This window comes from Noviherbaspirillum sp. FW303-A3, from assembly GCF_058788695.1.
This window is the reverse complement of sequence record NZ_JBYTAZ010000001.1, coordinates 1,245,666-1,258,256: the sequence shown is the minus strand read 5'-3', so window position 1 is coordinate 1,258,256 and position 12,591 is coordinate 1,245,666. Positions and strand designations below refer to the sequence as shown.

Sequence of the window (12,591 nt, the reverse complement as noted above, 5' to 3'; positions counted from 1 at the left end):
CAAGGTTTCAGGGACGCACGAGGCAGGGCTTCTTGTGGTCGAACTTCCAGCCGGGAATCAGGAATTGCATTGCGACCGCATCGTCGCGCGCACCCAGGCCCATGTTGAGATAGAGCTGGTGTGCCGCCTCGAGTTGCGCCATGTCGATCTCGATGCCGAGGCCGGGCTTCTTCGGCACGTCGACCATGCCGCCCTTGATCTGCAACGGTTCCTTCGTCAGGCGCTGGCCGTCCTGCCAGATCCAGTGCGTGTCGATGGCGGTGATCTTGCCCGGCGCCGCTGCTGCGACATGCGTGAACATCGCCAGCGAAATGTCGAAGTGGTTGTTGGAATGCGAACCCCAGGTGAGTCCCCATTCGTGACACATCTGCGCCACGCGCACGGAGCCCTGCATGGTCCAGAAGTGCGGGTCGGCGAGCGGGATATCGACCGATTGCAGCTGGATCGCATGGCCCATTTCGCGCCAGTCGGTGGCGATCATGTTGGTCGCCGTCGGCAGGCCGGTAGCCCGGCGGAACTCGGCCATTACTTCGCGGCCGGAATAGCCGTTCTCGGCGCCGCAGGGATCTTCCGCGTAGGCGAGCACGTTGTGCTTGTCGCGGCAGAGGCGGATCGCATCCTTGAGCAGCCAGCCGCCGTTCGGGTCGAGGGTGATGCGTGCCTTCGGGAAGCGTTCCGCCAGCGCAGTGACGGCGGCGATTTCTTCCTCGCCGCGCAGTACGCCGCCCTTGAGCTTGAAGTCATTGAAACCGTAGCGTTCGTAGGCGGCCTCGGCGAGGCGCACGATGCTTTCCGGCGACATGGCCTTTTCGTGGCGCAGGCGGAACCAGGCGTTGTCCGCATCCGGTTCGCTCGCGTAGGGCAGGTCGGTCACCTTGCGGTCGCCGACGTAGAACAGGTAGCCGAGCATTTCCACCTGGTCGCGCTGCTGGCCTTCACCAAGCAGGGCGGCGACCGGCACTTCCAGGAACTGGCCCAGCAGGTCCAGCATCGCCGCTTCCAGCGCCGTCACCGCATGGATGGTGATGCGCAGGTCGAAAGTCTGCAGGCCGCGGCCGCCCGCATCCCGGTCGTTGAAGGCCTTGCGGACCGTATTGAGGACATGGTGGTAGTTGCCGATGGGCTGGCCGACGACCAGCGGACGCGCGTCTTCCAGCGTCTGGCGGATCTTGTCTCCGCCCGGCACTTCCCCCACGCCGGTGTTGCCCGAGGAATCGGTGAGCAGGACGATGTTGCGGGTGAAGCAGGGGCCGTGCGCGCCGCTCAGGTTGAGCAGCATGCTGTCGCGCCCGGCGACGGGAATGACGCGCAATTCGGTAATGACGGGCGCGGAGGAGTGTGCAGACATGATGGAATCCAGGATGTGGGTGATTCGGGGAGGCGAACCGGTCAGGCCCGGTTCGCGAGCGGGATCAGTCGAGTTCGATCTTGCCGACTTCGATCACCTGCTTCCAGCGCGCGAGTTCCTGCGCCTGGAACCGGGCGAACTCGTCCGGCGTGTTGGCGACGATTTCAAAGCCTTGCGAGGTAAGGCGGCGCTTGGTTTCGGGATCGTTCAGCGCGCCGGTGATGGCGCCGAGCAGCTTGGTCTTCACGTCGGGCGGCAAGCCCTTCGGCGCGGCGACGCCCTGCCAGGAATAGACGTCCACGTTCTTCACACCGGCTTCGGACAGCGTCGGCACGTTCGGCAGCAGCGCGGAACGCTTGTCGCCGGTGATCGCCAGCGCCTTCAGCTTGCCGGCGGCGATGTGGCCGGCGACGACGTTGATGTTCTGGAAGGAGACGTCCGCGTGGCCGCCGAGCAGGTCGTTGATCGCCGGTGCGCCGCCCTTGTACGGAACGTGGATGCCGCTGGTGCCGGTCTGCTGCCAGAACAGGGCTGCGGTCAGGTGGTCGGACGAACCTGCGCCGGAGGTCGCGAAGGTGACCTTGTCCGGATTCTTCTTCAGGTGGACGATGAAGTCCTGCAGGTTGTTCGAGGGGAAGGCCGGCGTGGCGACCAGCACGTTCGGCGCGCGCACGGCCACCGTCAGCAGGTCGAAATCCTTCGAGGGATCGTAGGCGAGCTTCTTCTGCAACACCGGGTTGACGGCATACACGCCGATCGACGCCACCATGAAGGTATAGCCGTCAGCCGGCGCGTTCTTCACGAAGCCCGCGCCGATGGCACCGGTCGCGCCCGGCTTGTTTTCCACGACCAGCGGCTGGCCGAGGGTCTGGTGCATCTTCGGGCCGAGCGCGCGGGCGATGGAGTCGGTCGAGCCGCCGGGCGGGAAGGGGACGACGGCGACGATCGGCTTTTCCGGATAACCGGCAGCGTAGGCGTTGGCGAGGAGCGCGGCGCCGACGGCGAGCGCGGAAATCAGTTTTTTCATGGATATCTCCTGTGGACTCTCGTTGGATTTACTGCGGGCCGAGTCGTGCCATGAGGGCACGCAAGGCTTCTACTTCAGTTGGCTTGAGATCGGACAGCGGCGGACGCACCGGGCCGGCGCTGTGACCGATGATGGTTGCGCCTGCCTTCACGATGCTCACGGCGTAGCCGGGGCAGCGGTTGCGGATTTCCAGGTAAGGCAGGAAGAAGTCCTTGATCAGCCGGTTGGTCGTCTGGGTGTCGCCGGCGGCGTGGGCGTTGTAGAACTCGATCGCCGTGCGCGGGATGAAGTTGAACACCGCGGAGGAGTAAACCGGCACGCCCATCGCCTTGTAGGCGCCGGCGAACACTTCGGCCGTCGGCAGGCCGCCGAGGTAGGCGAAACGGTCGCCGAGCTTCGTGCGGATCGCCACCATGGATTCGATATCGCCGATGCCGTCCTTGAAGCCGACGAGATTCGGGCAGCGGTCAGCGAGTATCTGCAGCGACTCCGGCGTCAGGCGGCAGGCGCCGCGGTTGTAGACGATGACGCCGAACTTCACGCTGCGGCACACCGCTTCGATGTGGGCCACCAGGCCTTCCTGCGACGCTTCCGTCAGGTAGTGCGGCAGCAGCAGGATGCCTTGCGCGCCCTGGCGCTCCGCTTCCTGCGCGTACTTGATGGCCAGCGTGGTGCCGCCGCCCGCGCCGGCGATGATCGGCATGCGGCCGCGGCAGGTCTCGATCGCGGTGCGGATGACCTGGCTGTACTCGGCCGGTTCCAGCGAGAAGAACTCGCCCGTGCCGCCGGCCGCGAAGAGTGCGGATGCGCCGTAAGGCATCAGCCACTCCAGGCGCTCCACATACGGCCCGGGATTGAAGTTCAGCTGTGCGTCGAAGTCGGTCAGTGGGAACGACAGCAGGCCGCTCTCGAGGACAAGTTTCAGCTCATTCGGATTCATCGGCTTACCTTTGGAAAATGTTGCGGGGGAGTTCCTGCCATCCCGCTGGTGAAATCAGGTTTCTTGCATCAAATGGTACCGCTACCAAAACAAATGGTAGCGGTACCAAATTTGAATGTCAAACTGTTTTTGGGGAAAGAAAAGGAGTGGTCAGGCGCTGGCGCGTTCGACGATGGTGAAGCCGACGTCGTGGATGGGCGAGGCCACCGGACGCCCTTCGGCACGGTCGATGATGAACTGGGCGGCAGTGCGTCCGATTGCCGTGCCGTCGATGCGCACCGTCGTCAGCGCCGGGTGCAGGTCCTTGGCAAAGGCGAGGTCGCCGAAACCGATCACGGCCACCTGGTCCGGCACGCGCAGGCCCTTGGCCTGGGCTTCCGTCAGCACACCGAGGGCAAGCAGGTCGGAACTGCAGAAGACGGCGTCGATGTCCGGATGACGGGCGAGCAGGTCCGACAGCCCGGCGCGGCCGCTGCCGAGGGTGGTGGGTGCTGGAACGACGAAAGAGGGAATGTCCTGCTTGCCACGTTGACACATGCCGAGCTTGATCGCGGCATGCGCAAAGGCTTTTTGCCGGCGCACCGCGCGTTCATCGTCGCCGCTGATGGTGGCGACACGCTTGCAGCCGCGGGCATGCAAATATTCTGCTACTTCCGCGCCGATCTTCTCGTGCGAAAAACCGACCAGCATGTCGATCGGCGTCGGCGTCAGGTCCCAGGTCTCGACCACGGGAATACCGCTGGCCAGCAGGCGCCGCCGGCCTTCCGCGGAACGCATGATCCCGGTCAGCACCACACCGTCCGGCCGGCGGCCGATGATGGCTTCCAGCAGCGCATCCTCGCGCGAATCCTGGTAGCCGCTCTGGCCGAGCATGAGCTGGTAGCCACGCTGGGCGAGCGATTCCGTGAGCGATTGCACCGTTTCGAGGAAGACCGGTCCGGCGATGGTCGGCACGACGGCGGCAACCAGCTTGCTCTTGTTGGAGGCGAGTCCGCCGGCGAGCATGTTGGGGACGTAGCCGGTCCGCTCGACGGCGTCACGGACGCGCTGCAGGACTTCCGGGGAAACGGCATTCGGGGTGTTCAGCGCGCGGGAGGCAGTGATGGGGGCGACGCCTGCCAGTTTGGCGACGTCGCGCAGGGTAATGCCGCCGGCGCCGCGGCGGCCCTTCTTTTCGCGGGGGGATGCGGTTTCAACAACGGATGCTTTTTCAGTCATGCCGCGATTTTATCACCGCATAAATGGTACCGATACCATCAAGAGCTATTTCCGAGGCAGGAAAAGTCCCTTGCCGCGCTCCTGCACGATCCCTGCCTTGGCGACCGCGCGCAGGCACATCGCCACCGTCCCCGCGAAGGCTTCGTCATACCAGGGATTGGCGCCGCTCACCGCCACAGTAATGCCATCCACAATCGCGCTGCCCCAAAGCACGGTATCCCCCGGTGCGAGCAGATACGGCCGCAATTCCTGCACGAGATGGCTATCCATCCCCGTGCGCCATGCCACGCGCGCCTTGGCGCGCGCGAAGCCGGCATAGTCCGCGTCCCACTTCGACCGGTCGCCGACGGAATATTCGTAAAGGATCGCGTCTTCGAAGGACGACTCGGCGGGCCCGCGCAACGGGTCCATGACCACGATGACCAGGAAGCCGCTTTCGCCGACTTCCTTCAATTTCATTGCTTCATGGATCATCGGCAGGGCGAAGCCGACGGCTTTCTCGGCGGCGTGGCGGTCGATCAGATAGCTGCCAGCTTGCGACATGTGCGTTCTCCTCCAAGCAATCAATCATTGAGTGACAAAGCGGAAAGTCTTGTCCCAATCGTCCGCAAAGCGTTCGATGCCGAATCGCTCCAGGGCATCACGCCGCGCGCCTTCGCCCAGCCGGCGTGCGTGCTCCCGGTCCTTGACCAGTTCCTGCATGCGCGCGATGAGCGTCTCTACATTGGTATCGATGTAGCCGGATTCGCCGTTGCGGATGACCGTCGACATCTCGGTGGTCGCCAGCGCGACGATGGGCATGCCGATCATCATCGCCTCGATGACGGCCAGGCCAAGGCTGGTGTAGCGGATCGGATTGAAGAAGAAACGGTACGGGGCGGAGAACTCCGGCAGCTTCGCATGCTCGACCTCGCCCAGTCCGCCGGCCTCCTGCGCGCCCATGCCGGCCAGGTCGAGCGGAACCGAGCGTCGCACATGCTCGAAGATGTCGCCGCCCAGCCGGCGTCCGCGCGACCGGATGTTGTTGATCACCACCAGCCCGCGGTCGAGATCGCCGCGCCAGGCAACATCCTTCGGCACCATCACGCCGTGCTCGACCACACGGGTCGGCGTACGGCCGCTGTTCCACATCAGTGCGTTGAAGTGGGTGACGTGCACCAGCAGCACATCCGGGTCGTCGACCGGATGCGGCATGTCGGTCGGATGCTCGCGCGGCGTGTCGTGCTCGATGTAGATCTTCGGCAGGCGCCGCTGCGCCTCGCTCAGGTAGAGGTGCTGGTCCTTCAGGTACTGGTCGTCGTCCTGGAACAGGATGCAGTCAAATTGCATGTCCTTCGCTTCGGACACCGGCAGGTCGATCACATTGCCGCCCCAGGGAATATGGCCGCACCGGCCGCCGTAGCCGGGCGGGCGGTCCGGCTTAGACAGCACGTAGAAATCGTGCGGCGCCTGGGTCAGGTAATACAGGTAACTTCCGTGCGTGTGCCAGGTGAGGATCTTCAGCCGGTTGTTCATGTTTTTCCGTGGCGGGTGCATTGTCATTGTCAGAGGCGGCACATGTTCGAAGGCGAGCGTTGCCGCCTGAATTTGTTCATCATCTCCGCCTTCGCGGGGACGACGGGGAAAATGCATCTCCGGTTCAACAGCCATGCCCGCAATTGTCAGAACGTACCTGCGTATAGCGCACAGCTCCGACACGCCTCCGGCGGTGTCGACGAATCGAGCTGCTCGCGGAAAGCGGTGTATTCCTGTACTGCGGCAGGGACGTCATAAGAGCGCGGCACGGAACTTGACGGCTCCGACCATGCGCCAGAAGACGGCAAGCGGCGGGATCAGCGCGGACGTCACGACCATCTCCGCGACATGTCCCGGCGCCTTGGACGTGCGCTTCAGCCTTTGCAGGCAGAAACGTCCGGTCATGTAGAACCACAGCAGGCCGGCGAGCAGCGCGGGTGCGGCAGCGCCGGCGACCGCGGCGGCGACGCAGGCGAGCAGGGCCGCGACCGTGATGTAGAAATCCCAGCGCGGCCTCGAGCGGATCTTGCGCCGGTAAAGCGTTGGGTGCTTCTTGTACAGCAGCGCGTCGAACTGCACCTTCTTCACCTGCTGCAGGCTCACGCCCCAGCCGGCGGGGCGGATCGGGTGCATCATCACCGCCTTCGGTTCGTACACGATGTTGGCCTGGTAATCGAGCAGGCGGAACTGCAGGTCCGAATCCTCGCGCCAGGCAAAGCGGAAACGCTCGTCGAAGCCGCCCAGGTCATCCAGCACCTGCTTGCGGCAGAAACAGTTGGCGGTGACGAACTCGGCGGTTTCCAGTTGCTTGGCATCGAGTTCGTAGTCGGTGGGCGTGTGCGACAGCGGCATGACGATGCGCCCGCTCACCGCATCCACGCCGTCCTCGAAGGCGCGCATGCCATTCTTCAGCCAGTCCGCGCGGGCGATGGTGTCGTCGTCGGTGAAGGCGATGATGCCGCCGCGTGCCGCGCGCCATCCGTGATTGCGCGCCGCCGCCGGGCCATGCGGGCCCATGGATGGAATGTAGGTGATGCGCGGACCCTGTCCGGCGGTATGCGCCGCCCATCCGGCCACGACTTCGCGCGTGTCGTCGTCCGGGCCGTCATCCACCACGATGATCTCGAAGCGCGCCGGATCGAATCGTTGCAGCACCAGGCTGGCGAGGCAGCGGTTGAGCAATTGCGGGCGGCCGCGCGTGGGGACGACCACGGTGACCGCGACTTCCACCTCGCCTGGCCGCGCAAACGATCCTTCGGTGCGGCGCAAGGGCGTCGGCGTCGCGCCGGTGCGGGGACGGGTTTTCAAACGGGCCGAAGAATCGGCGTGCGTGCTTCTCCGGTCACGGTCGAATGCAAGAATTTTCGTCATGGATACAGCCCTGGATAGCGTGACGACTGATCACAAATATTGTCATTGGTTGGCACCGAGCCGATGCAATTCCCGTTCCATCGATCTTTGTTGAGGGCGCTCAAGCCATGGAATGCATCTCCCTTTCCATCTTCTCGCTGTCGTCCGCGCGCTGCTGCAATTGCCACAGCCGGGCGTACATGCCGCCCTGCAGCAGCAAGCGTGCATGCGTGCCGCGTTCGACGACCCGTCCGCGTTCGAGCACGATGATTTCCGTGGCGTCGACCACGGTGGACAGGCGGTGGGCGATGACCAGCGTGGTGCGGTTCTCCGCCAGTTCATCGAGTTCCTCCTGGATGGCTTGTTCCGACGCCGTGTCCAGCGCCGACGTTGCTTCGTCGAAGATCAGCAACGGCGGATTCTTCAGGATGGCGCGCGCCAGTGCGATGCGCTGTTTCTCTCCACCCGACAGTTTCACGCCGCGTTCGCCCACCGGCGTCTCGTATTTCTGCGGCAGGGAGTCGATCAGGTCGTGGATGTGCGCGGCCTTCGCGGCGGCAATGATCTGCTCCATGGTCGCGCCTTCGCGGCCGTAGCCGATGTTGTAGGCGATGGTGTCGTTGAAGAGCAGGGTTTCCTGCGGCACCACGCCGATCGCTTCGCGCAGGCTCTTGGCGCTGACCTTGCGCACGTCCTGGCCGTCGATGCTGACGCTGCCGGAACCGACATCGTAGAAGCGCAGCAACAGCCTGGCGAGCGTGGATTTTCCCGAGCCGCTGCCGCCCACGATGGCAACCCTGCCGCCGGGCGGGATGCGGAAACTGACGTTGTGGAGGATAGGGCGTTCCGGCTCGTAGGCGAAATTGATGCTTTCGAACGCCACTTCGCCGCGCGTCACTTTCAGTGCGGGCATGCCCGGCGGATCGTGGATCTCCGGTTTTTCCCTGAGCAACTGGAACAGCTTCTCCGCATTGACCAGCGCATCCTTCGCTTCCCGGTAGACGAAGCCGAGCGCATTGAGGGGAAGACAGATCTGGATGACATAGGCGTTGATCAGGATGAGGTCGCCGACCGTCATCTCGCGCGACATGACTCCCTTGCCCGCAAGCAGCATGACCGATGCAACGCCGAGCGCAATGACGGCACTCTGGCCGACATGCAGGATGAAGAGCGCCTTCTGGTTGGCGACCACCGCTTCCGCCCAGTTGCCCATGATGCCCTGGAAGCGCCGCGCTTCTTCCTTTTCGTTGGTGAAGTATTTCACCGTGTCGTAGTTGATCAGGCTGTCGGCCAGCAGGCTCTTGGCGTTCGAGTCCAGCTTGTTCACGCGCCGCTGGAAAATCGTGCGCCGCGCGGTGAATACCAGGGTGAAGCCGCAGTACAGCACGAAGGTCACGCCCAGGATGGCGGTGTACCAGTCGCTGTAGCGGGCGGTCATGATAGCGATCACCATGGTGATTTCGAGCAGTGTCGGCACGATGGTGAACAGGCCCACGCTCAGCAGGAAGGCGATGCCGGACGTGCCGCGGTCGATGTCGGGCAGCAGGCCGCCGATACGGCGCTGCGCATGGAAGCGCGCGCTCAGTTCATGCAGGTGGCCGAATACCTTCAGCGCATAGGTGGCGACCGTATGCTGCGTCACCCGGGAGAAGGCGAGATCGCGCAGCTCGTTGAACAGCGTGCTCGCAAAGCGCAGCGCCGCGTAGCCGGCCAGCAGGATGACCGGCAGCGCCAGCACCTGTTCGGGCCGCGACAACTCATCCACGATGCGCTTGAGGACGAGCGGCACCGAAACGACCGCGAGTTTGGCCAGCACCAGGAAAACCAGTGCCGCGGCAATCCGCCTGCGAAACTGCGATACGACCGTCCAGAGGTCGCGCATGACCTGCGTATCGCTGTGTGCATGTTCAGTAGTCGACATCTCGATAAGAATCCTTGGGATGAGAGCAATGCCTCGCTGTAAGCTTTACAAGCGACTGCTGCAAAAACTGCTGCCTGTCTCCGTGGAAACGAAAGCGGCGCGTTGAATCCTTGTGCTTTGCTGCCTATGCTGAACAAGCGTTTGCACGCACTGTCCAGTGGTATGGAACTTGCACCCATGCCACTGCCACCCTTCGTTTCTTGCAGCGCCCCAGTCACCAGGAAACGCTGCGAGGACTTCATTAGCACTATTTATTCCACGACACCCGTCACAATGACCGCCATCAATTCTTCCCATGCGGACGATGACATGGCGGAAAGAAGCGCTCTCCTTCGCACCGCAGCCGGGCTTGCGGCAGGGAGAGTGTCGTGGAACGGAAGAAAGGAGATTCACGATGGCAAGGATTGAGCAATCGATCGAGATCAACGTTCCGGTCAGCACCGCCTACCGTCAGCTGACGCAGTTCGAGCAATATCCGCGGTTCATGGAGGATGTGGAAGAGGTGCGCCAGGTCGACGACACGCATCTCCACTGGCACACCAAGGCAGGGAATCTGGACATGGAATGGGATGCGGAGATAACGCAACAAGTTCCGGACCGCTGCATCGCCTGGCGCAACCTGAACGGGCCGCGCTATGAAGGAAAGATCGAGCTGCGGCCGACCGAGTCGGACCGCACGGAAGTGAAGCTGACCATGGAATGTGATCCCAGGCAACAGATCCTGGTGCAGCACGGCGACGCACAGAAGGTCATCGCGGAGCGTACCGAGCACGATCTCGCGCGCTTCAAGAAATTCATCGAGAAGCTGGGCAAGGACAGCCACGACTGGCTGGGCAAGATCAAGGACATGGAACCCCTCACGACCGATGCCGGAGCCGCGCGGATGGAGAGCGAGCCCGGAAAAGGCAAGCCGGATGGCTGGCGCAAGGAACGCCAGATGCCGCCTGCGCTCGACGCATGGCAGGCCGCCATGCGGCCCGCATGGATGCCCGAGGCGATGACCGCATGGAGCGATCCGCTGGCGGTGATGCGCCGAATGTCGGAAGACCTCGACCGCATGATCGAGCGCGTCGTCGGCGTGATGACGGCAGGATCACCGCTCAGGCAGTCGCCGGAACAGGCCGCGAAATGGACGCCGCCGGTGGAGGTGGCGCAACGCGACGGCAAGTTCATCGTGTGTGCCGAACTGGCCGGGGTCAAGCGCGAGGATGTGTTGGTGGAAGTGAGCGGCGACCGCTTGACCATCTTGGGCGAGCGGCGGCAGGAACCGCCGCATGGTCCGCAGGAACAGCGGCGCAGCGAGCGTTCGTACGGCCATTTTTACCGCGTGATCAATCTGCCCGCCGGTGCACGGGGCGACGCTGCATCCGCATCGCTGCAGGATGGATTGCTGGAGATTACGGTACCGGTTGCGGAAGGTGGTAAGAACGGACGCCGCATCGAGGTGCAGTCCCGGCGCTAGCAAGCGAGAGCATCAAATCGACACGGTCAACATCTGGTACCTGATTATTGGCGCCCTGCTCCTGCTGATGGGGCTGCTCGGCTCGATCTGGCACAGGCTGCCGCTCAGTCCGGCGATGCTCTACCTGCCCATCGGCTTTGCGCTTGGACCGTCCGGCGCCGGGCTGGTGACGCTCGATCCGCATGAGAATGCCGGACTGCTGACACTGCTGACGGAGATCGCGCTGCTGATCTCGTTGTTCACCGTCGGGCTCAAGTTGCGCGTGCCGCTGTCCGACCGCATCTGGCGCCTGCCCTTGCGCCTCGGCGTTCTCGGCATGCTGGTGACATCGGCGATGGTGGCGGCAGCCGGCGTCTATGTGTTCGGCCTGCCCCTCGGTGTAGCGGTGCTGCTGGGGGCGGTGCTGTCGCCGACGGACCCGGTCCTGGCTTCCGATGTGCAGATCCACGATGTAGGCGACCGCGACCGGTTGCGCTTCAGTCTCAGCGGCGAGGGCGGCCTGAATGACGGGACCGCCTATCCGGTCGTGATGTTCGGGCTGTTCCTGCTGGGTGTGGAGGATGCGAAGGACTATGGTTCGCCCTGGGCGCCGCTGCTGGCGCTGTGGGGCATCCTCGCGGGATTCGGCAGCGGCTTCCTGCTCGCGCGGGGCGTGGTGAGGCTGGCACTGCATTTGCGGCAGCGGTATCACAAGGCGCTCGGCATGGAAGAGTTCCTTACGCTCGGACTCATCGCCGCATCGTACGGCGTGGCCCACATGGTGCATGGCGTCGGCTTCATCGCGGTGTTCGCTGCCGGCGTCGCCATGCGCGGCATCGAACACGAGCGCAGCGGGACGACGCCGCCGGCCGAGGTGATCGGAGCGGTGCCCGCGGGAGATGAGCCGACGGTGGCGACGCACCCGTCAAAGGCGCCTGCCTACATGGCCGAGACCGTCCTCGGATTCAACCAGCAACTCGAACACATCGCCGAATTCGTGATGGTGCTTCTGCTGGGCATCATGCTGTCCGAAGCCGGCTTCAGCGCGGAAGGCGCGCTCGCCGCCGGGCTGCTGTTCCTGCTGGTGCGGCCGGTATCGGTGTTCGTCTCGCTGGCGGGCGAGCGGGCAGGGCGGACGCAGCGGGTACTGATGGGCTGGTTTGGCATCCGCGGCATCGGTTCGCTCTACTACCTGGTGTTCGCCCTGCAGTTCGACTGGGCGATGGATATGAAGGAGCGCGTGGTCTCGATGGTGCTGACCGCGGTCGCGATTTCGGTCCTGCTGCACGGCATTTCCGCCACTCCGCTCATGGCGCAGTACCACAAGCGGCGGCAGCCGCTCGTCGACGAATGAAAGGACAAACATGAATGCCGATATCATCGGCTGGCTCAGTGCCGCAATCCTGGTGATGACGATTTCCCGGCAGGTATATACGCAGTGGCGCGCGCGCAGCGTGGAAGGCGTATCGAAGTGGCTGTTCATCGGGCAGCTGACTGCTTCGCTCGGCTTCACCATCTACAGCTATCTGGTGGAAAACTGGGTATTCGTGTTTGCCAACTTCTTTATCTTCCTCACCGCGGTCGCGGGTGAGTTCGTCTACATGCGCAACAAGCGGCTGGCGCGGCGCGAGACGGGCAGGTAAAAACGCCCGCCTGCATTTTCCTATTTACATACGCGGGTAGAAATTACTTCTACGATCTGCCCTCTGCCGCAGGCGGGAGAGGGCAGATCGTGCAGGTATGCCGCTTGCTTGACAATCAAGCAAGATGCGATGCCCCATGACGCGGCGGCAGGGTCGTGTGCTGGCCGCACAACCGACGACAGGAGGCC

Annotated in this window: 11 protein-coding genes; 3 read left to right on the top strand and 8 right to left on the bottom strand. The window is 63.8% G+C overall.

The features are described from left to right. Positions 1-7: 7 nt before the first annotated feature. The 8 genes from gudD to AC3WOY_RS06140 form a co-directional block, all read right to left on the bottom strand. Positions 8-1,348 carry a glucarate dehydratase gene (gene gudD / locus AC3WOY_RS06175; protein ID WP_492421805.1) on the bottom strand — a complete coding sequence of 447 codons (1,341 nt, stop codon included), beginning with the start codon at positions 1,346-1,348 and terminating at the stop codon, positions 8-10. Between the two features lie 64 nt (positions 1,349-1,412). After that, entirely contained in the window at positions 1,413-2,375 is a 963-nt protein-coding gene (locus AC3WOY_RS06170; RefSeq protein WP_492421803.1) for a Bug family tripartite tricarboxylate transporter substrate binding protein, read from the bottom strand. Positions 2,376-2,403: 28 nt separating this feature from the next. Beyond that, positions 2,404-3,315: a 5-dehydro-4-deoxyglucarate dehydratase gene (kdgD, locus tag AC3WOY_RS06165; RefSeq protein WP_492421801.1), complete on the bottom strand. Its 912-nt coding sequence runs from the start codon at positions 3,313-3,315 to the stop codon at positions 2,404-2,406. Positions 3,316-3,465: 150 nt separating this feature from the next. Further along, a complete protein-coding gene (locus AC3WOY_RS06160; protein ID WP_492421799.1) occupies positions 3,466-4,533 on the bottom strand; it encodes a LacI family DNA-binding transcriptional regulator in 1,068 nt (355 codons plus the stop codon). Positions 4,534-4,578: 45 nt separating this feature from the next. Continuing rightward, entirely contained in the window at positions 4,579-5,076 is a 498-nt protein-coding gene (locus AC3WOY_RS06155) for a hypothetical protein (RefSeq protein WP_492421797.1), read from the bottom strand. A gap of 24 nt (positions 5,077-5,100) precedes the next feature. Then, positions 5,101-6,048 carry a glycosyltransferase family 4 protein gene (locus AC3WOY_RS06150; RefSeq protein ID WP_492421795.1) on the bottom strand — a complete coding sequence of 316 codons (948 nt, stop codon included), beginning with the start codon at positions 6,046-6,048 and terminating at the stop codon, positions 5,101-5,103. A gap of 252 nt (positions 6,049-6,300) precedes the next feature. After that, complete coding sequence (locus tag AC3WOY_RS06145) at positions 6,301-7,419, bottom strand: glycosyltransferase family 2 protein (protein ID WP_492421793.1); 1,119 nt, start codon at positions 7,417-7,419, stop codon at positions 6,301-6,303. A 100-nt stretch (positions 7,420-7,519) separates the two neighbouring features. Further along, positions 7,520-9,319, bottom strand: a complete 1,800-nt coding sequence (locus tag AC3WOY_RS06140) for an ABCB family ABC transporter ATP-binding protein/permease (RefSeq protein ID WP_492421791.1) — start codon at positions 9,317-9,319, stop codon at positions 7,520-7,522. Between the two features lie 394 nt (positions 9,320-9,713). Here AC3WOY_RS06140 and AC3WOY_RS06135 point away from each other — a divergent pair, with 394 nt between their 5' ends. The 3 genes from AC3WOY_RS06135 (at position 9,714) to AC3WOY_RS06125 (ending at position 12,403) form a co-directional block, all read left to right on the top strand. Further along, positions 9,714-10,781, top strand: a complete 1,068-nt coding sequence (locus AC3WOY_RS06135; protein ID WP_492421789.1) for an Hsp20 family protein — start codon at positions 9,714-9,716, stop codon at positions 10,779-10,781. 67 nt (positions 10,782-10,848) lie between these two features. Further along, the gene (locus tag AC3WOY_RS06130) at positions 10,849-12,114 is read left to right on the top strand and encodes a cation:proton antiporter (RefSeq protein ID WP_492429209.1); all 1,266 of its coding nucleotides are present in this window, start codon (positions 10,849-10,851) and stop codon (positions 12,112-12,114) included. Positions 12,115-12,124: 10 nt separating this feature from the next. After that, positions 12,125-12,403, top strand: coding sequence for a PQ-loop domain-containing transporter (locus tag AC3WOY_RS06125; RefSeq protein ID WP_492421787.1), 279 nt, complete (start codon positions 12,125-12,127; stop codon positions 12,401-12,403). The last annotated feature ends 188 nt before the right edge of the window (positions 12,404-12,591 follow it).